The organism is Flintibacter muris (genome assembly GCF_943192995.1).
GTDB classification, from domain to species: Bacteria; Bacillota; Clostridia; order Oscillospirales; family Oscillospiraceae; genus Lawsonibacter; species Lawsonibacter muris.
In genome coordinates this window covers 19289-39464 of the sequence record NZ_CALPCP010000014.1, presented here as the reverse complement: position 1 = coordinate 39464, position 20176 = coordinate 19289, and the positions used below count along the sequence as shown (strand labels likewise).

At 59.2% G+C, this 20176-nt stretch carries 22 protein-coding genes; 14 read left to right on the top strand and 8 right to left on the bottom strand.

What is annotated here, in order from left to right:
* The first annotated feature begins 45 nt into the window (after window positions 1–45).
* Window positions 46–1161 carry a THUMP domain-containing class I SAM-dependent RNA methyltransferase gene (locus NFS22_RS12155; protein WP_251318024.1) on the top strand — a complete coding sequence of 372 codons (1116 nt, stop codon included), beginning with the start codon at window positions 46–48 and terminating at the stop codon, window positions 1159–1161.
* A 70-nt stretch (window positions 1162–1231) separates the two neighbouring features.
* Window positions 1232–2161 carry a diacylglycerol/lipid kinase family protein gene (locus NFS22_RS12150; protein WP_251318023.1) on the top strand — a complete coding sequence of 310 codons (930 nt, stop codon included), beginning with the start codon at window positions 1232–1234 and terminating at the stop codon, window positions 2159–2161.
* Here NFS22_RS12150 and NFS22_RS12145 read toward each other — a convergent pair.
* Window positions 2131–2328 (bottom strand): hypothetical protein, encoded by a 198-nt coding sequence (locus tag NFS22_RS12145; RefSeq protein WP_251318022.1) that lies wholly within the window; start codon window positions 2326–2328, stop codon window positions 2131–2133. The two genes, NFS22_RS12150 and NFS22_RS12145, sit on opposite strands and share 31 nt — an antisense overlap.
* A 146-nt stretch (window positions 2329–2474) precedes the next feature.
* Here NFS22_RS12145 and NFS22_RS12140 point away from each other — a divergent pair, with 146 nt between their 5' ends.
* From NFS22_RS12140 to groL, 3 genes are all read left to right on the top strand, one after another.
* Window positions 2475–2717 (top strand): helix-turn-helix domain-containing protein, encoded by a 243-nt coding sequence (locus tag NFS22_RS12140; protein WP_251318021.1) that lies wholly within the window; start codon window positions 2475–2477, stop codon window positions 2715–2717.
* A gap of 506 nt (window positions 2718–3223) precedes the next feature.
* Window positions 3224–3508 carry a co-chaperone GroES gene (locus tag NFS22_RS12135; RefSeq protein ID WP_251318020.1) on the top strand — a complete coding sequence of 95 codons (285 nt, stop codon included), beginning with the start codon at window positions 3224–3226 and terminating at the stop codon, window positions 3506–3508.
* A 178-nt stretch (window positions 3509–3686) separates the two neighbouring features.
* On the top strand, window positions 3687–5312 hold the full coding sequence (gene groL, locus NFS22_RS12130; protein ID WP_251318019.1) for a chaperonin GroEL: 1626 nt from the start codon (window positions 3687–3689) through the stop codon (window positions 5310–5312).
* Between the two features lie 64 nt (window positions 5313–5376).
* Here the strand turns inward: groL and NFS22_RS23735 are convergent, their stop codons facing one another.
* The gene (locus NFS22_RS23735; RefSeq protein WP_277614768.1) at window positions 5377–5499 is read right to left on the bottom strand and encodes a hypothetical protein; all 123 of its coding nucleotides are present in this window, start codon (window positions 5497–5499) and stop codon (window positions 5377–5379) included.
* An 89-nt stretch (window positions 5500–5588) separates the two neighbouring features.
* On the opposite strand from NFS22_RS23735, the gene NFS22_RS12125 reads away from it, so the two are divergent.
* Window positions 5589–5756 carry a hypothetical protein gene (locus tag NFS22_RS12125; protein ID WP_251318018.1) on the top strand — a complete coding sequence of 56 codons (168 nt, stop codon included), beginning with the start codon at window positions 5589–5591 and terminating at the stop codon, window positions 5754–5756.
* Between the two features lie 143 nt (window positions 5757–5899).
* On the opposite strand, the gene NFS22_RS12120 is transcribed toward NFS22_RS12125, so the two are convergent.
* Window positions 5900–6193: a hypothetical protein gene (locus tag NFS22_RS12120; RefSeq protein WP_251318017.1), complete on the bottom strand. Its 294-nt coding sequence runs from the start codon at window positions 6191–6193 to the stop codon at window positions 5900–5902.
* A gap of 83 nt (window positions 6194–6276) precedes the next feature.
* On the opposite strand from NFS22_RS12120, the gene NFS22_RS12115 reads away from it, so the two are divergent.
* From NFS22_RS12115 to NFS22_RS12080, 8 genes are all read left to right on the top strand, one after another.
* Complete coding sequence (locus NFS22_RS12115; RefSeq protein WP_338147968.1) at window positions 6277–6657, top strand: helix-turn-helix domain-containing protein; 381 nt, start codon at window positions 6277–6279, stop codon at window positions 6655–6657.
* Window positions 6658–6995: 338 nt separating this feature from the next.
* On the top strand, window positions 6996–7940 hold the full coding sequence (eda, locus tag NFS22_RS12110; RefSeq protein ID WP_251318015.1) for a bifunctional 4-hydroxy-2-oxoglutarate aldolase/2-dehydro-3-deoxy-phosphogluconate aldolase: 945 nt from the start codon (window positions 6996–6998) through the stop codon (window positions 7938–7940).
* 131 nt (window positions 7941–8071) lie between these two features.
* The gene (locus NFS22_RS12105; protein ID WP_251318014.1) at window positions 8072–9097 is read left to right on the top strand and encodes a sugar kinase; all 1026 of its coding nucleotides are present in this window, start codon (window positions 8072–8074) and stop codon (window positions 9095–9097) included.
* 213 nt (window positions 9098–9310) lie between these two features.
* Window positions 9311–10360 carry a Bug family tripartite tricarboxylate transporter substrate binding protein gene (locus NFS22_RS12100; protein WP_251318013.1) on the top strand — a complete coding sequence of 350 codons (1050 nt, stop codon included), beginning with the start codon at window positions 9311–9313 and terminating at the stop codon, window positions 10358–10360.
* A gap of 101 nt (window positions 10361–10461) precedes the next feature.
* Window positions 10462–10929 (top strand): tripartite tricarboxylate transporter TctB family protein, encoded by a 468-nt coding sequence (locus tag NFS22_RS12095; RefSeq protein WP_251318012.1) that lies wholly within the window; start codon window positions 10462–10464, stop codon window positions 10927–10929.
* A gap of 15 nt (window positions 10930–10944) precedes the next feature.
* Window positions 10945–12429, top strand: a complete 1485-nt coding sequence (locus tag NFS22_RS12090; protein ID WP_251318011.1) for a tripartite tricarboxylate transporter permease — start codon at window positions 10945–10947, stop codon at window positions 12427–12429.
* Between the two features lie 68 nt (window positions 12430–12497).
* Window positions 12498–13136: a bifunctional 4-hydroxy-2-oxoglutarate aldolase/2-dehydro-3-deoxy-phosphogluconate aldolase gene (locus tag NFS22_RS12085; protein WP_251318010.1), complete on the top strand. Its 639-nt coding sequence runs from the start codon at window positions 12498–12500 to the stop codon at window positions 13134–13136.
* Window positions 13133–14116: a 2-dehydro-3-deoxygalactonokinase gene (locus tag NFS22_RS12080; RefSeq protein ID WP_251318009.1), complete on the top strand. Its 984-nt coding sequence runs from the start codon at window positions 13133–13135 to the stop codon at window positions 14114–14116. Before NFS22_RS12085 ends, NFS22_RS12080 begins: the two co-directional genes overlap by 4 nt.
* A 172-nt stretch (window positions 14117–14288) precedes the next feature.
* On the opposite strand, the gene gnpA is transcribed toward NFS22_RS12080, so the two are convergent.
* From gnpA to NFS22_RS12055, 5 genes are all read right to left on the bottom strand, one after another.
* Window positions 14289–16463: a 1,3-beta-galactosyl-N-acetylhexosamine phosphorylase gene (gnpA, locus tag NFS22_RS12075; protein ID WP_251318008.1), complete on the bottom strand. Its 2175-nt coding sequence runs from the start codon at window positions 16461–16463 to the stop codon at window positions 14289–14291.
* Window positions 16464–16475: 12 nt separating this feature from the next.
* A complete protein-coding gene (locus tag NFS22_RS12070) occupies window positions 16476–16679 on the bottom strand; it encodes a DUF6903 family protein (protein WP_251318007.1) in 204 nt (67 codons plus the stop codon).
* Between the two features lie 87 nt (window positions 16680–16766).
* Complete coding sequence (locus NFS22_RS12065; protein WP_251318006.1) at window positions 16767–17657, bottom strand: carbohydrate ABC transporter permease; 891 nt, start codon at window positions 17655–17657, stop codon at window positions 16767–16769.
* A 12-nt stretch (window positions 17658–17669) separates the two neighbouring features.
* Complete coding sequence (locus NFS22_RS12060; RefSeq protein ID WP_251318005.1) at window positions 17670–18542, bottom strand: carbohydrate ABC transporter permease; 873 nt, start codon at window positions 18540–18542, stop codon at window positions 17670–17672.
* A 98-nt stretch (window positions 18543–18640) separates the two neighbouring features.
* Entirely contained in the window at window positions 18641–20032 is a 1392-nt protein-coding gene (locus NFS22_RS12055) for a carbohydrate ABC transporter substrate-binding protein (RefSeq protein WP_251318004.1), read from the bottom strand.
* Window positions 20033–20176 lie beyond the last annotated feature (144 nt).

The window sequence follows — 20176 nt, the reverse complement described above, 5'->3', positions numbered from 1 at the left end:
CGGGCGGCCAAAGGCCGCCCCTACAAAAGAGAAACGAGGAACCCCATGTCAGAATTACAATTTGCCATCCCCACCCTCTTCGGGCTGGAGGGAATCTGCGCTGATGAGCTGCGGCGGCTGGAGCTGCCGCAGGTCCGGGCGGAAAACGGCCGGGTGCTGTGCGCCGGGACGGACGCTGATCTGCCCCGGCTCAATTTGAACGTCCGTACCGGGGAGCGGGTGCTGCTGGTGCTGGGGAGCTTCCCCGCCCGGGATTTCGACGCCCTCTTTGAGGGGGTGCGCGCCCTGCCCTGGGAGGACTTTATCCCCAGAGAGGGCCAGTTCCCGGTGAAGGGCCACTGCCTCAACTCCGCCCTCCACTCGGTGCCCGCCTGCCAGTCCATTGTGAAAAAAGCGATTGCCGCCCGGCTGGGCGGCAAATACCGCCTGAATACCCTCCCGGAGACCGGGGCGCTGTATCAGGTGCAGTTTTCTATTATGGGGGATGAGGCGGTACTGATGCTGGATACCTCCGGTCCCGGCCTCCACAAGCGGGGCTACCGGGCCCAGGGAGTGGCCGCCCCCCTGCGGGAGACGCTGGCCGCCGGGTTGGTACTGCTGTCCCGCTACCGGGGGAAGGACCCCCTGTGCGACCCCTTCTGCGGCTCGGGGACCATCCCCATTGAGGCGGCTCTTATCGCCAAGAACCGGGCCCCCGGCCTGAACCGGTCCTTCTCTGCCCAGAAGTGGGGCTGGCTGGATAAAAAGCACTGGATGTCCGCCGCCGGTGAGGCGATGGACCGGGAGTTTGACGGCGCGTACGAGATCTGGGGCGGCGACATTGACTCCGAGGCGGTAGCCCTGGCCCGCCACAACGCCCAGCTGGCCGAGGTGGAGGATATCGTCCGCTTTGACGTGGACGACGCCACCCGGTTCCACTGGGGCGGACTGTACGGCCGGGTGGTGACCAACCCGCCCTACGGCGAGCGGGTGATGGAGCGCAGGGAGGCGGAGGAGCTGTACCGCGCCTTTGGCAAGGCCTGGGACAAGTTCCCGGAGGGCTGGAAGCTGTATCTGCTGTCCTCCCACACCGAATTTGAGCGGACCTTTGGCAAGCGGGCGGACAAAAAGCGCAAGCTGTATAACGGGATGCTGAAATGTGACCTGTTTATGTACCTGTAAGTGAGAAAGCCCCCTTTGCAAAGGGAGGCTTTTGGGCGGATCATATTCGCCCCTGCAAGGGGGGAAGGACATGCACCATCTATTCATCATCAATCCCGCTGCGGGCAAAAAGGAGACCACCCGTCAGATGGAAGAGCTGCTGGACAAGTTATCCTTCCCTCACCAGGTGGTGTACACCCAGGGGGAGGGGGACGCCCGGCGCTTTACCCTGGAGGCGGCCCGTTCCGGGGAGCCTCTCCGGGTCTACGCCTGCGGCGGCGACGGCACCCTCAACGAGGTGGTCAACGGCGCGGCGGGGCTGGAGCATGTGGCCGTCACCAACGTCCCCAAGGGGACGGGGAACGACTTCCTGAAAATTTTCGGCCCCGATTACCGGACTGTGTTCTATGACCTGGAGGCCCTGGCCAACGGGCCCCAGACCCCCTTTGACCTGATCGACTGCAACGGACATCTGGGCATTGACGTGGCCTGCGCCGGGGTAGACGCCCGGGTGGCCGCCGATGTCCACCGGTACAAGGACTGGCGGTTTGTCTCGGGAATCGGGGCCTATACCCTGGCTCTGATTGAAAACATCTTTTTTAAGGGAATCGCCCGGCCTATGTCGGTGCAGATGGGGGAGCTCCGGTGGGAGGACAAGCCCGCCTCGCTGCTGTGCGTGTGCAACGGTCGGCACTACGGCGGGGGGTTCATGCCCGTAGGGGAGGCTATGCCAGACGACGGCGTGCTGGACATGCTGCTGGTAAAACAGGTCAGCCTGTTTACCTTTGTGCGCCTGGTGGGCAAGTATGCCAAGGGGCAGTACCGCAGGTATCCGGAGCTGATTTTTGCCCATCATGGCCAGTGTGTGAGCTTTTCCGCCCGGGAGCCCATCACCGTGGTGGTGGACGGCGAGGTCATGCGGGATACCGCCTTTACCATCCGCCTGTCGGAAAAGAAGGTGAACTTCTTCTATCCCGCCGGGGCCGGTTATCAGCCCACCAGCGCCGATAAGACCTCTTGACGCAGACCCAGGCCGAAAAGATAATAGGCGTGGGTCTGCTGGGCTGTGTAGTGGGACTGCGCTTCAATGAACCGGTTGAATACCTCATAGCCCAACCGCCTTTCAAGCTCCTGCTCTGCGGCCCGAAAGACCTGTTCCGCCTCCCGGTACTCCGGGAGGGGTTGCAAAATGCGCGGACCTGCTTTGGAATGTGAGGGTTGTCAAGGAATAGGATGTTGAGCATAGGATTCATGTTTGCGGCTCCTTTTATGTAACAACTATGCGTCTATAATATATGTAAAGATTATGCGTGTCAAGTGCCTGGAGGTATTTTATGATAAAATTTTCTGAACGTTTGAAGAAACTACGCCAGGAGCGGGGCCTGAAACAGCGTGAAATGGCGGAAATCTGTGGCCTAAAACTGCGTGGCTATCAATGCTATGAGTATGCCACCAGCTGCCCGGATTTTGACGGCCTGGTCTTTTTGGCGGACTACTTCAACGTCAGCACAGATTACCTTCTGGGCCGGACGGACTGCCGGGAAATGAACCAAGCCGCCCCGGACGGGACGGCTTGACAAAGCGGAGGGATAAAGTTATAATATGCGCAAGAGGGCGGTCAACCAGGTTGCAGCTGGAAGACAGTCAATCTTCAGACAAGTTTATAGCTTGAGAAAATGCCGTCTTCTTACTGGGGTTAGGGGGCGGCTGCTTCTTTAGGTGCCGTCCGATAGTGATTACCAAAGTGATCGCCGCAATGATGAGCAAATGTAATGTCAGGATCTCGCCTACGCTCACCGGCCTCACCTCCTGGAACTTGCTGAGGATTGGCCCTGCCTGCTCTTGCTTAATGGTAGTATAGCCCGACAGCCCTTGCAAGCTCCACGAATTTAGCACTCCGAAAGGCTGTTTGTGAACGAAATGTAAAACCTTTCAAATCAACCCCCGATTTTTTGAAATTGGGGGTTGATTTTTTTGCCGGAAGAGGTTATTATCTTAAACAGAGTTAGCACTCGAAACTTTTAAGTGCTAAAACAAAGTTTGTTGATCCTAAAAAATTAAGTCATATAAGGAGGAACCCATTATGAAACTCAAACCCCTGGCTGACCGTGTTATTGTGAAACTGGTGGAGGCTGAGGAGACCACCAAGGGCGGCATTATCCTCACCGGCGCCGCCAAGGAGAAGCCCGAAGTGGCCGAGGTCATTGCTGTTGGCCCCGGCGGCATGGTGGAGGGCAAGGAGGTCGTCATGACCGTGAAGGTGGGCGACAAGGTCATCACCAGCAAGTACTCCGGCACCCAGGTCAAGCTGGACGGCGAGGAAGTCACCATCGTCCGCCAGAACGACATCCTGGCCATCGTAGAGTGATAAGCCTCCCCCTTCCAGGGGGAAGGTGCCCCAGTGCTCACACTGGGGCGGATGAGGGTGAGTTCTTGAGAGGCTCAGCACCTCCGCAGCCCCCTCATCAGCCGCCGCCTGCGGCGGCGCCAGCTTCCCCCCTGAGGGGGGGAAGCCTTAACAAAATATATTTTGGAGGTAATGCTTTATGGCTAAAATTATTTGCTACGGTGAGGAAGCCCGCAAGGCTCTGGAGAAGGGCGTCAACCAGCTGGCCGACACCGTGAAGATCACCCTGGGCCCCAAGGGCCGCAACGTGGTGCTGGACAAGAAGTTCGGCGCTCCCCTCATCACCAACGACGGCGTGACCATTGCCAAGGAGATCGAGCTGGAGGACCCCTTTGAGAACATGGGTGCCCAGCTGGTGAAGGAGGTCTCCACCAAGACCAACGACGTGGCCGGCGACGGCACCACCACCGCCACCCTGCTGGCTCAGGCCATTGTGGCCGAGGGCCTGAAGAACCTGGCCGCCGGAGCCAACCCCATGGTTATGAAGAAGGGCATTGCCAAGGCCGCTTCCGCCGCTATCGAGGCCATGAAGGCCAACAGCCAGAAGGTGAAGGACTCCAACGACATTGCCCGGGTAGGCGCAGTCTCCTCCGGCGACGAGACCATTGGCAAGCTGATTGCCGAGGCCATGGAGAAGGTGGGCCACGACGGCGTTATCACCATTGAGGAGTCCAAGACCGCCGAGACCTCCTCTGAGGTTGTGGAGGGCATGCAGTTTGACCGGGGCTATATCACCCCCTATATGGTCACCGACACCGAGAAGATGGTGGCCGAGCTGGACGACGCCCTTATCCTCATCACCGACAAGAAGATCTCCAACATCCAGGAGCTGCTGCCCATTCTGGAGCAGGTGGTCCAGTCCGGCAAGAAGCTGCTGATTATCGCTGAGGACGTGGAGGGCGACGCCCTGTCCACCCTGATTGTCAACCGTCTCCGCGGCACCCTGAACGTGGTGTGCGTCAAGGCCCCCGGCTTCGGTGACCGCCGCAAGGAGATGCTTCAGGATATCGCCATCCTCACCGGCGGCCAGGTCATCTCCGCCGATGTGGGTCTGGAGCTGAAGGAGGCTCAGATGAACATGCTGGGCTCCGCCCGCCAGGTCAAGATCACCAAGGAGAACACCACCATTGTCAATGGTGCCGGCTCCTCCGACGAGATCAAGGCCCGCATTGGCCAGATCAAGAGCCAGATTGAGGTCACCACCTCTGACTACGACAAGGAGAAGCTCCAGGAGCGGCTGGCCAAGCTGGCCGGCGGCGTGGCCGTCATCAAGGTGGGCGCCGCCACCGAGGTGGAGATGAAGGAAAAGAAGCTGCGCATTGAGGACGCCCTGAACGCCACCCGCGCCGCTGTGGAAGAGGGCATTGTGGCCGGCGGCGGCACCGCCTACCTGAACTCCATCCCCGCCGTGGAGGCCCTGCTGGCCCAGGTGGAGGGCGATGAGAAGACCGGCGTGCAGATCATTGCCCGGGCGCTCACCGCTCCCGTGAAGCAGATCGCCGCCAACGCCGGTATCGACGGCGCTGTGGTCCTGTCCAAGATCCAGGAGTCCGGCAAGGTGGGCTACGGCTTCGACGCCTACAAGGAGGAGTACTGCGACATGATCCCTGCCGGTATCGTGGACCCCACCAAGGTCACCCGTTCCGCCCTGGAGAACGCCGCCTCTATCGCCTCCGTGCTGCTGACCACCGAGTCTCTGGTGGCTGACAAGCCCCAGCCCCCCGCTCCTCCCGCCGCCCCCTCCCCCGATATGGGCATGTATTAAAAAGTCCAAAGCCCGGAGCGTAAGCTCCGGGCTTTTTTACAGGGGCCGCTGCCTTGACGGCCCGTTAAGCGGCGGACGCGGCCAGCTCTTCCCGGGCCTCCCGCTCGTTGTCGGCGGAGAAGCAAAACCGCCCGGCCCAGTCATAGACCTCCACGTGTCCCCTTACCCAAACAATGTTGTAATCCATAGCGTCTTGCTCCTTTCTTGTATTGTGACTACAGTATACAAGAGGAGCAGTCCCATAAACCGGACTTTTCTTGCGAGGAGGGAATTTTATTGGACACCATTTTTTATACAGTCCGCGCCATCAACGGCGATTACGCCGAATTAGTTACCGACAGCGGCCAGGAGCACTCCATCACCATGTTCCTGCTCCCGGAGGGCACGACATTGGGCAGCCGGTTGAAGCTGGAGGACTTCCAGTGGGAGCTGGTGAACGTATAAAAATCATCAGATTTGCTGTCACAGGCAGGCCATTTGTTTCTGCGGGCGGCCACAGGCCGCCGCTACAGCTTCGCTGTCAGAAATTCTGAATTTGTTCGAAATCCCGGCCTTTTGGCCGGGATTTTTGCGCTTTGCTGTAAGCTTTAAGGCTCTTCCTCCTCCTCCTCATCATCATCCAGGCCATTTTCCATCATCTGGGCCAGCTCTTTTTTAAACTCCGGTGATCCGTTTTGAAGGCACCACATAGGACAGCAGACAGAAGGCGGCGTGTCCTTAGAAGACACGGACAGTTCAGGGCCCTGCATCATATAAACATCTTCCGCATCCAGACAGCCCGCCTCCAAAAGGGCCATCGCCGCCTGATAATCTTGCCACTCTAACTTCTCTATGGCGTTAGTGATGGCGTTGAACAGTATGTGGTACATTTTTTGATACATGACGATCCCTTCAATCTATAAACTGATAATCCTATTATAATTTCAGTTTTACTATAAGTCAATAAATATTTTCCTGCTTTAAAATGATTAAATATGCAAACCCTTCTCAGTATGATGTTGGTAAGGGAGGGGTTCGTATGACTTTGGATTACAGTTTGATTGGAGTCAGAATAAAGAAGCGCAGGAAGAGTTTGAATCTGACACAGGAGCAAATTGCAGAGCGCGTAGATATCAGTAATCAGCATATGTCGAACATTGAACGGGCTAAATCCATTCCCTCCACCGAGACGATCATGAAGCTGGCCGCCGCTTTGGATACCACGCCGGATGAATTTCTGGTGGGCAGCGGCAAATGGCCTGGGGAGGAGTGGAAGGCAGTGGCGGACAAGCTGCGTGCGCTGGACGGCAGACAGCTGGAACTGGTCAGTGATTTTGTTGACTGGGTGGCGGCGCATAAACTATAAAGAAATCCCGGCCGCAAGGCCGGGATTTTTGCTTGTCAAAAACTCATGCCCGTCCTTTTGCAAGCTTCAAAATTACTGACGCGGAATCTGCAGGGGCGGCCTGTGACAGGCGGGCACAGGCCGCCCCTGCAATGGCAGTCTATAGATCCTGCGGCCCTTGGCCTTATTATGGCGAAGATGGAATATAAAATTGGGAGTATAGGTATTTTACACAAAAAAACTGCTTTTATTTCTGCCAATCCGCCGATTGTATTCTAGTATGCAAGTTGTATAATAGAGGCATAGCGAACAAAGATTAAGCGAGCCGCAGGATTAAATTATTTGGAGGAGAAACCATTATGAATGAAATTCTTCAAACCCTTTCCAACATCGGTATCGTTCCCGTTATCGCCATTGACGACGCCGGCAAGGCTGTCTCGCTGGCCAAGGCCCTGGCCGCCGGCGGACTGCCCGCAGCCGAGGTCACCTTCCGCACCGCCGCCGCCGAGGACGCCATCCGCGCCATTGCCAAGGAGGTCCCCGAGATGGTGCTGGGCGCTGGCACCGTGCTCACCACCCAGCAGGCCGACCGGGCTATGGCCGCCGGCGCCACCTTTATTGTGGCTCCTGGCTACGACCCCAAGGTCACCCAGCATGTCATTGACAAGGGCGGCATCATGGTGCCCGGCACCTCCACCGCCGGCGAGATGCAGCAGGCCATGAATCAGGGCTGCGAGGTGGTGAAGTTTTTCCCCGCCGAGGCCAACGGCGGCGTGGCCATGCTGAAGAATATCGGCGCGGCGCTGAAGGGCTGCAAATGGATGTGTACCGGCGGCGTCAACTCCAAAAACGTCAACGACTACCTGGGCTACAACCAGATCGTGGCCGTGGGCGGAACCTGGATGTGCAAGAAGGAGCTGATTGAGGAGGAGAAATGGGACGAGATCACCGCCATCAGCAAGGAGGCGGTGAAGACCATGCTTGGCTTCTCCCTGGCTCACGTGGGCATCAACTGTGAGAACGAGGTGGAGGCCCAGCGGGCGGCCAAGACCCTGTGCGCCTTCTTCGGCTTTGACTACAAGCCGGGCAGCAGCTCCATCTTCGCCGGAAGCGCCGTGGAGTGCATGAAGGCCCCCTATCTGGGCAGGAATGGCCATATCGCCATTTCCACCAACAGTCTGGACCGGGCCGTCTACCACCTGAGCCGCCAGGGCGTGGAGTTCGACGAGTCCACCCGCAAGCCCAAAGCCATCTACCTCAAGGGCGAGGTGGGCGGTTTTGCCCTCCATCTGGTGCAGAAATAATTGCCTTTTCCATCTCTGACGCCATTCTGCAGGGGCGGCCTGTGGCCGCCCGATCAAGATCACAGAGTGGGTTTTGAGAGCGGGCGGCCACAGGCCGCCCCTGCCAAAATTATTTTAGGAGGAACATAATCATGAAAGTGGTAACCTTCGGTGAGCTGATGATCCGGCTCCAGCCCTACAACTATGAGCGTTTTGTCCAGGCTGACCACCTGGAATTCACCTTCGGCGGCGGCGAGGCCAACGTGGCCGTCTCTCTGGCCAACTACGGCATGGATGTCTCCTATGTCACCAAGCTGCCCGCCCACGCTATCGGCCAGGCGGCGGTGAACTCCCTGCGCCGCTATGGCGTGGACACCAGCAAGATCGTCCGGGGGGGCGACCGTGTGGGTATCTACTTCAACGAGAAGGGCGCCTCCCAGCGGGGCTCTGTGTGCATCTACGACCGGGCCCACTCCGCCATCCAGGAGGCCACCACCGCCGACTTCGACTGGGATGCCATCTTTGAGGGTGTAGAGTGGTTCCACTTCACCGGCATCACCCCGGCCCTGGGCCCCAACGTGGTGGACATCTGCCGGGAGGCCTGCAAGGCCGCTAAGGCCAAGGGCATCAAGATCAGCTGCGACCTGAACTACCGGGGCAAGCTGTGGACCCGGGACCAGGCCCGGGAGGCTATGACCGACCTGTGCCAGTATGTGGACGTGTGTATCTCCAACGAGGAGGACGCCAAGGACGTGTTCGGCATTGAGGCCGAGGCCACCGACATCTACGCCGGTTCCCTGAATCACGAGGGCTACAAGTCCGTAGCCAAGCAGCTGGCCGGCAAATTCGGCTTTGAGATGGTGGCCATCACCCTGCGTGAGAGCCACTCCGCCTTTGACAACGGCTGGTCCGCCATGCTGTACAACGTGGCCAAGGACGAGTACTGCTTCTCCAAGAAGTACGACCTGCACATCATTGACCGGGTGGGCGGCGGCGACTCCTTCGGCGGCGGCCTGATCTACTCCCTGACCCACGGCAAGACCACCCAGGAGGCGGTGGAGTTCGCAGTGGCGGCCTCCGCTTTGAAGCACTCTATTGAGGGCGACTACAACATGGTCACCCTTGCCGAGGTGGAGAAGTTGGCCGGCGGCGACGGCTCCGGCCGTATCCAGCGGTAACACCAGCCGGTGTATCCGGGCAAAACGACCAAAAACTTCCATACACCGGTTGACTGCCTGGGCGGTTTATAGTATCATAACACAGGAATCAATCTTGACAGAGGGCGCGCCCTCTGTCCCTCCTGCGGGAAACCCGCAGGAGAAGGACCTTCGGTTTGACCATCCTCACGGATGTCAAATATATACCAAACTTTATTGGAAAGAGGTAGAAGTATGAAGATGAAGAAGATTACCGCGCTTGCTCTGGCGCTGGCCACGGCCCTGTCCCTCACGGCCTGCGGCGGCGGCGGCAACAACAACAACAACAACAACAACACCCCCAGCACTCCCAGCACCAGCGGCAACAGCACCGCCGGTTCCGGCGCCAGCGACGGCGTGGACCTGTCCAACCTGAGCGTCACCTGCATTGTTCCCTACGACGCGGGCGGCGGCACCGACGCCGTGATGCGCGGCCTGGCCGACGCGGCCAAGGGCAGCTTTAAGAACATCACCGTGGAGAACCGCTCCGGCGCGGGCGGCGCCACCGGCATGCTGTACGGCGCTCAGGCCGCCAACGACGGCTCTATCGTCACCATGATTACCGTTGAGCTGGCCACCCTGGAGGCCATGGGCAACAACGCCGGCCTGACCTACTCCCAGTTCAAGCCCATCATGATGGTCAACTCCGCCGCCTCCGCCATCACCGTGAAGGCTGACGACGACCGCTTTGACACCCTGGAGGACTTCATTGAGTACTCCAAGACCAACAAGGTTCAGGTTGGCAACTCCGGCATCGGCGCCATCTGGCACCTGGCCGCCGCCGGCCTGGCCAAGACCGCCGGCACTGAGTTCAACCACGTGGGCTACGACGGCGCCAACGGCGCCATCACCGACCTGCTGGGCGGCCATATCGACGCCGTGGCCGTGTCCTACGCCGAGGTCAACAGCTTTGTCCAGTCCGGCGACCTGAAGGTGCTGGCCGTTATGGCCAACGACCGTCTGGAGGCCATCCCCGACGTGCCCACCTGCAAGGAGTGCGGCTATGACGCCGTTCTGGGTACCTGGCGCGGCCTGGGCGTTCCCGCCTCCACTCCCGACGAAGTGGTGGACGAGCTGTACCGCATCTTCTCTGAGGCCGCCGATTCCGATGCCTTCAAGGAGTTCATGGCCAACACCAACAACGTGATCGACATTATGGACGGCGAGTCCTTCAACACCATGATCGGCGAGCAGCTGGAGCTGTACACCGGCCTGGTGGAGGATCTGGGCCTGAAGATCGGCTAATAATCTGATCCATAGCACCATTGGCACTTGACGGGCCGGGGAGCGGGCTAAGGCTTCCGCTTCCCGGCCCCCCATTTTGATGATTTAGAGGGAGAAAACGTATGAAAAAAGGCAACCTGGTCTTAGCCGCCATCTGTGCGGTACTGGGCATAGGCGTGATTGCCATGGCCTCCGGGTATCCCAAGGCGGCCGACTACGGCACCGGCGTTCCCGGTCCTGGTCTGTGGCCCATCGTCATTTCCATCGTCCTGCTGGCCTGTACGGCCATCCTGCTCTTCCGCACCCTGAAAATGCCCCCAGAAAAGGACAGCAAAATTGAGCTGTGGACCACCGGCACCCGCCGGGTGTACCTCACCATGGGCATTTTGATGGTCTATCTGCTGCTGCTGCCCTTTCTGGGCTTTATTATCGCCACCTTTGTGCTGGAGCTGATTTTCATCCAGTGGTTTGCCAAAAAGAACCCCGTAATCACCGTAGTCATTGCCGCCGCCATCACCATGGTGGTGTACTGTGCCTTCCGCTTCCTGCTGAACGTGCCGGTGCATACCTTCGGCATCTTCACAATTTAAGAAGGAGGGACGTTCATGAGCTTATTAGTTGAGATTTTTACGACCAGTCTGACCCCTATGGTCTTTCTGTATATGGCCATCGGCGTGCTGTCCGGCATCTGCATTGGGGCGCTGCCCGGCCTGACCGCTACCATGGGCGTGGCCCTGCTGCTGCCCATGACCTTCGGCATGGACGCCGCCCAGGGTATCCTGATGCTGCTGGGCATCTACTGCGGCGCCATCTACGGCGGCTCCATCTCCGCCGTGCTGCTGCACACCCCCGGCACCCCCGCCTCCGCCGCCACCGCCATTGACGGCTACACCCTGGCCCAGAAGGGCGAGGCCGGCCGGGCCCTAGGCACCGCCACCCTGTCCAGCTACCTGGGCGGCCTTGTCTCTGTGGCCTGTCTGTGGCTCATCAGTCCTCTGCTGGCCAAGCTGGCTTTGAAGTTCAGCTCCGCTGAGTTCTTCCTGCTGGCCGTGTTCGGCCTGTGCATTATCGGCAACATCTCCGGTGAAGACATTGAAAAGGGCCTGATCTGCGGCTGTCTGGGCATTCTGGTGGCCTGTGTGGGTATCGACAGCGTTACCAGCTATATCCGCTTCGCCCCAGAGGGCAACTTCAACTTTATGGGCGGCATCAGCTACATCCCCATTATGATCGGCCTGTTCGCCATGAGCCAGGCGTTTGAGAATATTGAGGATATTTTCAGCGAGGAGGAGGTCCAGGCAAAGCTGACCAACATCCTCCCCAGAAAGGAAGATCTAAAAAAGATCATCCGCATTGCCCCCCTCACCGGCCTGATTGGCACCTTTATCGGCATCATCCCCGGCGCGGGCGCGGATATCGGCTCCTTTGTGGGTTACAACGTGGCCCGGTCTGTCGCCAAGGAGCCTGAGCTGTTCGGCAAGGGCTCGGTGGAAGCCATCTCCGGCCCCGAGGGCGGCAACAACGGCGTTACCGGCGGAGCTATGATCCCCATGCTCACCCTGGGCGTCCCCGGAGACGCGGTTACCGCCATTATGATCGGCGCTCTCACCATCCAGGGCCTCACCCCCGGCCCCATGCTGTTCAACACCAACAAGGTGCTGGTGTATACCATCTTCCTGGGCATGTTCATTGCCAACACCCTGATGTGCCTGTTCGGCTTTGCCGGTATCCGCCTGTTTACCAAGGTACTCAGCGTGCCCAAGGTCATCCTCACCCCCGCCATCTTTGTGCTGTGCGTCATCGGCTCCTACGCCATGAAAAACAGCCTGTTTGACGTGTGGGTCATGCTCATCGCCGGCATTGTGGGCTACTTCCTGGCCAAGGTCAAGGTGCCCACCAGCCCCGCCATCCTGGGCCTGATTCTGGGCCCCATGGCCGAGAAGAACTTCCGCACTGCTCTGCTGAAGTCCGGCGGCGACCCCACCGTGTTCTTCAACTCCGTAATCTGCTGGTTCTTTATCGCCCTGATTATCATCAGCCTGTTTGGCGGTAAGATCAAAGCCCTGCTGTTCCGGAAAAAAGCGGCATAATCTGTTTTGCGGCGGAGCGCCCCCTCTGGCGGCGCTCTGCCCGCCTTTTTGACAAGGAGGAATTACCTATGGCACAGTCCGTTCTGGACCGCATTTACGCGGAAAAAATTATCGCCATTGTCCGGGGCATCTCCAGCGCTCAGATTGTGGATTTGGCCCGCGCCCTGGCAGAGGGCGGCGTAAGCTGCATTGAGGTCACCTTTGACCAGACCAACCTGGAGGAGACCCTGGCCTCCCTCCGGGCCATCAAGTCGGAGCTGGGAGATGCTGTCTGCCTGGGGGCGGGCACCGTGATGACGGCAGAGCAGGTGGAGCTGGCCGCCCAGGCCGGGGCGGAGTATATGATCTCCCCCAACGTGGACGAGGCGGTCATCCGGGCCACCAAGGCCCTGGGCAAGGTGTCTATCCCCGGCGCCATGACCCCCACCGAAACCGCCTTCGCCTACCAGTGCGGAGCGGATATTGTAAAGCTCTTCCCCGCCGGCCTGCTGGGTCCTGCCTACGTCAAGGCGGTGAAGGCCCCCTTAAAGCACATCCCTGTCAGCGCGGTGGGCAATATCACCGTGGACAACTGCGCCGATTTCATCCAGGCCGGGGCTGTGGGCGTGGGCGTAGGAGGCAGTCTGGTCAGCCCCCTGCTGGTGAAGGAGGGGCACTTTGACAAAATCACCGCCACCGCCCGGGCCTACAGGGAGAAGCTGAGATGAAAGACTATATTCTCTACTACGACTCCGGCACCTCCAACACCCGGGCCTATCTGCTGGACCGGGACTTTCAGGTGCGGTACACCGCAAAGAAAACGGTGGGCTCCAAAGACTCCGCCATCTCCGGGAGCAACCGGGTGCTGATTGAGGGCCTGAAAGAGCTGTATGACCACGTGCTGTCTGCCAACAGCCTGGAGGAGGGGGACATCTCCGCCATCTACGCCTCGGGGATGATTACCTGCGCCTATGGGCTGAAAGAGGTGCCCCACCTGGCCCTCCCCCTCACCCTGGAGGGCTTTGCAGACAGCCTGGTCCCTTTTCTGGAGGACACCTGCTTCCACCGGGAGATCGTTCTGATCCCCGGCCTGAAAACGGTCAATGACGATATCACCTACGTCAACAATATGCGCGGGGAGGAGATTGAGATTATCGGAGCTCTGGACGAGCTCCAGAGCCTGGGCGCGCCCAAAGACCTGGCCATGATCCTGCCAGGCTCCCACACCCACGTCACCTATCTCCAGGGGGAACAGATTGCCGATATCATCTCCAACTTTACCGGTGAGCTGTTCCACGCCATCCAAAAGGACACGATCCTCTCTCCCGTCCTGGTCTCTGACGGCTCCCCTCTGGACCCGGAGATGGTCCGCAAGGGCTATGAAAACCTGCAAAAGTTCGGGTTCAACCGGGCTTTGTATATCTGCCGGGCTATGGATGCCTTCGGTAAGGGCACCCCGGCCCAGCGCTTCTCCTACGGCGAGGGGGTCATCCTGGGGGGTGTGCGGCAGTCGCTGGAGTACTACTGCCAACACTTTTGGCCCAACTGCCGCACGGCAGCCCTGGTGTCTGACGAATTCATGTACCGCTTGTTCTCCATCCTCCTGGAAGACAGCCCCTTCATAGACCAGGTGCTGTGGCTGCCCATTTCTCGGGAAAAGAGCTACGGTGTCAGCGGTCTGAAAAAGATATTAAGTGTCAGGCGGTAAATTTGTCCTTCCCAATAAAGAAAACATCCTTTCTGTCCCATTGAAACGGGACGGAAAGGATGTTTTTATTGCAGTTATAATCAAAAGTACCCCAAAAAATCAACATGATTCTTTTGAAGCATGCGGCGCTCCCGGCCGCCGAAGTGTGTAACAAGGGGCGCGCTGGCTGTATTCAACGGTGATCGTCAATCTCATACCACCGGATCTCGTTGCCCTCCAGATTCAGGGAGAAGGAGGAGCCGTCCCCCCGGCAGATGGTGGTGGATTGGGGCTCATAGGTGTTGTTGACCACGCAGAATTTGCCGTTTTTCACATAGGCGTGGACGTCCACATCGCAGTTGGTGGACAGCCACACATAGAGCTCCCCCTCACTGTGGGCCGACCACAGCACGGCCCGGTGGAGAAGCCGGCTGTTTTCAAAGGAGTAGGGCAGGCCGGAGATATACACCGCCCGGCCAGCGCCAAACTCGTTCACCGCCAACTGGACCTCTCTGTCCCGCTGGACCAGCACCTGGGCCCCCTCCAGGGCATAGATGCCCTTTTTGCCCTCGCCGAAGTCCACATCCCCCTGGCAATCGGCCAGGATGAAGTGGCCGGGGTGCTCCTCCCAGTTGTATTTGTCATAGTTGAGGGTAAATCCGGTCTCCTTCTCCACCCCCAGCACGGCCCCCAGCTGGAGATAGCGGCCCTGGTACTGATGTCCGGAGGGCTCGCCAACGCCGATAAAGCCGCCGCCGTTCCAGACAAACCGCTTCACCGCAGCGGAGACCTCCGGGTCCTCCCAGACCGCCCCGCCGGTGTGGGCGGTGTCGCCATCCCCCACGTTGAGGAGGACATCAACCCCGTCCAGCAGGCTTGGGTCGGCCTTGAGATCGTCAAAGCTGATGAACCGCACGTCATAAGGGGCGCCGGACAGGGCTTCAATGACCCCGGCGTAGGAGTAGTTCTGCTTTTGATACAGGGCGTGGTGGACCATGTGGCAGCCCCAGGACCGGGCCCTGCCCCAGCTGTTGAGAACAGCCACCGTCTTCACGCAGTAGGGCGCGGCCCCCTTGATGTTGTCATACAGCTCCCGGAACTCATTGCAGACCGACTCCACATAGTCGATAAACTCGGGGAACTGGCAGGCCAGCTTGAGGTAGCCGCCATAGCCAATGCGGTCGATGGGTTTTCTCAAAATGGCCCGGCGGGCGGTGACCCAGTTCTCCTTGGCCTCCCGGACGGGGTCGCCCCCCTGGTGGAAGGTGTCGGGGAAGAAGTAGGGCAGGAAGCGGCCCTCGGTGTACTTCACCCCAGGGATATCAGAGATGAGCCGCAGGGTGGAGCCGTTGCCCACGGACCCCACCACAGCGTCCAGGCCAATGGATTTAAACTCCTCCAGATAGGGCTCGGTGCCGATCCAGTGGTCTCCCAGGAACATCATGGCCTCCTTGCCCAGCTCGTGGGTGATGTCCACCATCTCCTTTGCCAGGGCGGCCACCTCCCGGCGCTGGAAGGCCATAAAATCCTTGAACTCCCTGGAGGGCACCCGGTACTGGTTGTTGTAGTACCCCTGGTCAATGATGTATTCAGGCCGGAATTTGTATCCAACCTCCCTCTCAAACCGCTCCAGAATGTAAGGGGAGACGGAGGCGGAGTAGCCATACCAGTCCACATACTTCTCCCGCTTCAGCTGGTCAAAGACCAGGGTGAACTGGTGGAAGAAGGTGGTGTACCGGATCACATTCACATAGGGGTGGTCGGCGATAAACTTCCGCAGCCGCTCCATGGTGAATTTTCGGGTCTTGGGCTGGCGGACGTCGAAGGTGATCTGGTGCTCAAAATTGGTCCAGCCGTTGGTGACGGCGTTGTACATATGGACCGGGTCCCAGATCAGGTAGGCCAGAAAGCTGACGGTGTAGTCGTGAAAGTCCTCTGGGCTGTCCAGAATGACGCAGCCCTTCTCATACCGCCAGGCCTCGGGGGCCAGAGGCTGGCCGGTGGTACGGTCCACCACCTCCCACCAGCGCTTGATGTCGTCCCTGGTGTTCACCTCCAGAAGCTCCTGGCTGATGCCCTCCATCAGGGGAATGGACAGCGGGCCGCCTGCGGCGGTGTGAAAGCCGGTCATGATATAGCACTGCTGGACCTCGTCGGGGTTGGCTCGGGCCCATTCGTTGTCCTTCCGGGTGGTATAGTAGGTGGAGTAGACCTTGGCGTCCACTCCCTTTAATTCCTCGGGGTAGTCGGTGCCGTCGCAGTCCCGGATGGCGTCCGCCCCCCAGCGTTTCAGCAGCTCCAGGGTCTCGGGGACCACATCCACGTCGGTGGGGATGGTCACCCGGCCTGTGTTGTGTGTGTCGGTCATATGTGCCTCCCTTTACAGCTTGCGTTTTTCCGTCTCGAAGGGTTTGTTGTAGATCATCAGGGCGGCCAGCAGCAGGATGACACCCACAATCATCAGCCCCAGGCCGGACAGCTTGCCTGTCAGGGTCCAGCCGTAGATGACCAGCCCCAGCCCCACAAAGAAGAACAGGGCGATCAGCGTCACCCGCAGGCTGGTGTGCTCTTTCCAGAATTTCATAAATGCACCTCATTTCAAATGCGCTGTGTGTAGGGGGTTATCAGTCCCCGGGGTCGCGGGCGGCCACAGGCCGCCCCTTCGGCGGGGTTATCCCTTCAGTCCCCCCACCGTCATGCCCTGGGTCAGCTTCTTCTGCACGCACATGTAGAGAATCAGAGTGGGCAGCATCACCAGCACCAGTCCGGCGTACATAATGCCAAACTCCGCCTTGGACTGCTGACCCTGCATCAGGTTGAGCAGACCCACGGGGAGGGTCTTCTGTCCGGTGGAGCTGCTCATCAGGGTCATGGAGATGATATACTCGTTCCAGAAGGACAGGAAGTTGAACAGAATGATGGTGATAATGGAGGGCTGGGCCATAGGGAAGATCACCCGGATCATGGCCTGGCCGTAGCCCGCGCCGTCAATGTAGGCGGCCTCCTCAAAGTCGTGGGGGAGGGTGGCGAAGTAGCCCGACAGCAGATAGATGGTGAAGGGCAGGGCGGTGGCGGCGTAGACGACAGCCAGCATAAGCAGGTTGTTCAAAAAGATAGTCTTGCCGAAAAAGTAGTTCATCCAGCTGTCCCAGTCCCGCATCATCAGGAAGATGGGCACCACGATATAGTTCACGTTGATGAACAGCCCCGCCATAAAGGCCAGGTTGAGGAACCGTCCCCCCCGGAACCGGAAGCGGGACAGGCAGTAGGCCGCGGGCAGAGCCACCACCAGCAGGATGGCCAGGGACAGCACAGTGACAATCACCGAGTTGAGCATGTAGCTGCCCATGCTGGCGGCGTTCCAGGCGTCCACAAAGTTTTGCCAGTAGAAGGAGGCGGGAAGGGTCCAGGGGTTGCCGTAGAACTCGCTGTTCTGCTTGACGGAGGCCAGGAACACCCAGGCCACCGGCACTATGATGACAATGGCCAGCATGGCCAGCACCACATAGATGAAAACCTTATACAGCGTCTCGCCGGAGGAGGTCTTTTTTGTTGTATTCATAGCCGTCCCTCCTTACATTTCCAGCACTTCCCGCTCCGTCACCTTGCTGACCAGGGCGGACAGCAGGAAGGAGAACAGGAAGATCACCACGCCGGCGGCCATGGAGTAGCCGTAGAGTCCGGCGTCCTTCTGGTTGTACATGAAGCTGAGAGCCACGTCGGAAGAGCCCTTGGCCACCATGGCCTTGACAAACAGGAAGGCCATATTGATGGTGGAGATGATGAAGAAGGTGAGGGTGGTGCGGATATTGGTCCAGATCAGGGGCAGGGTGAGCTGGAAAAACTGCTTTACCCGGCCCGCGCCGTCCAGCCCGGCGCTCTCATAGAGGCTGGCGGGGACGGCAGACATAGAGGCCATGTACATGACCATGTAGTAGCCAATGGCCTGCCACACCATGGCAATGATAATGCTGACAATCACCATAGGCTGGTCCTTCCACAGCACCATAACCTCCCGCCCGGCGAACAGGGAGAAGATACTGTTCAGCATGCCGTTCTCCGGCTTGTAGACGGCGGAGAAAATACCGGCAATGACCACAATGGACAGGATATTGGGGATGTAGAAGACAATGCGGAAGAAATTCTGGCCCTTGATCTTCTCCCGGGTGAGGATGGCCGCGAAGACAATGGCAAAGAAAAAGGTGATGATAGTCACAGTGACAATGAGCAGGATGGTGTTCTGCATGGAGGTGATAAACTTGGTGTCCTTGAACAGGACCTTAAAGTTGTTCAGCCCCACAAAGGTTTCGGTGGGGGAGTAGGCCCCCCGCTCAAAGAGAGACATGCGGAAGACATTGATGGTGGGCATAACCATAAAGAGGAAAAACAGGATGACCGCCGGGGCAACACACAAAAAGATAAACCGGCTGCGGCCTTTGCTGCGCATGAAATCGCTCCTTTCTCGCTGAAACAGCGGCGGCGGTGAGCAGATCACACTCACCGCCGCCTGCATGACAGACTATTGAATCAGACTTGCGATTATTATTACACCAGATTCTCCCGCATCTGGTCGCTGGCGGCCTTAATGTCGGCAATCCACTGGTCCTTAGTCACGTTGCCGCTGACCAGGCCGTTGACGGGATCGAAGAAGACCTCACGCACGGTGCCCAGACCGGCCACAGAGGCGTAGGCGGAGAAAATGCCTACCACGGCGTTGGCGCCGTTGTCATAGATGGAGTAGAACATCACGTTGTCGCCCTCCAGCTTGTCAACAATGCCGTTGATGGGCTGAACCGCGCCGCCCTTGAGGAAGATATCGGCGGCATCATCACTGTACATATAGGCGACAAACTGCTTGGCGGCATCCACGTTCTGCGCGCCGGAGGGAATCCAGATCTGCTCCAGGAAGGCGTAGCTGGCGCCGGCGCCGCCGGCCTTGGCGGCGGGCAGGGCGGTCATGCCCCACTGGAAGGCGTCGCCGTCCTCACGGGGAGCGTCGGCCATCTCGCCCACGATCCAGGTGCCGTTGGGCATGAACAGGGCCTTGTTGTCCAGGATCAGCTGCTGATTCTGGCTGAAGTCGCTCTCGTTGGCCTGGGCGGGGGTCACCTTGGCGGTGTACTCGGCCAGCTTGGCCACAATGTCAAAGCACTGCTGGCCCTCGGCGGTATCCCACACGCCCTCGGCGTAGGAGGTGGCCTGGTTGAAGAAGTCAGCGCCGCCCACGGAGTACATCAGGGCGTAGAAGAAGGCGTCAAAGTAGCCGGTGGTGGGGTAAGTAAACAGGTCAATGCCCTCGGCCTTGGCCTTGTCGCCCAACTCCCACATCTCGTCCCAGGTGGTGGGGACGGTCCAGCCCTTCTCATTGAGCAGGTTGGCGTTGTAGAACAGGCCGCAGGGGGAGTAGAACATGGGGGCCAGGTAGGTCTTGCCGTCGCCGTAGGGGTTGGTGGCGTTGGTGCCCACAAAGCCGGGGATCAGCTTGCTGCTGACGGTGGCGCTTTCGCCGGGGATGGTCATGGACAGCACGTCGGTGATGTCGGCAATGAGCTTATCCTTGATAAACTGCTCGGTCAGGCCCTTCTCACGACCGGTGGCCAGCAGCACCACGTCGGGGTAGTCGCCGCCCTGCATGGAGGGACCGATCACGTCCTCCAGGTTTTTTTCCAGGGTGAGGGTGACCTCGATGCCGGTTTCGGCGGTGAAGGCCTGGCAGACCTCCTTCCACATGTCGGGGTAGGCGTCAATGTAGCCGGAGGACAGGGCGGCCACCTTGATGGGGCCGGCGGGGGCGGAGGGCTCAGAGCCGTTCTGGCTGGAGCTGGAGCTGGCGGGCGGATTGCTGGACTGGGCAGGCGTCTGGGGTGCGCCGCCGCAGCCGGCCAGCAGGGACAGGGACATGGCGGATGCAAGGAGCAAGCTGAGAATCTTTTTCATCGTTTCTAACCTCCTCAAATGGTTGGGCATACGCGTTTGGCCAAAGCAACGGCCTTATGCTCATAAGTATATATGCGCCCCGCCCCGGATAACAGCCCGATTCTTGCGCAACTCTTTAGATATATTGCTTTTTTGCAATTTTGT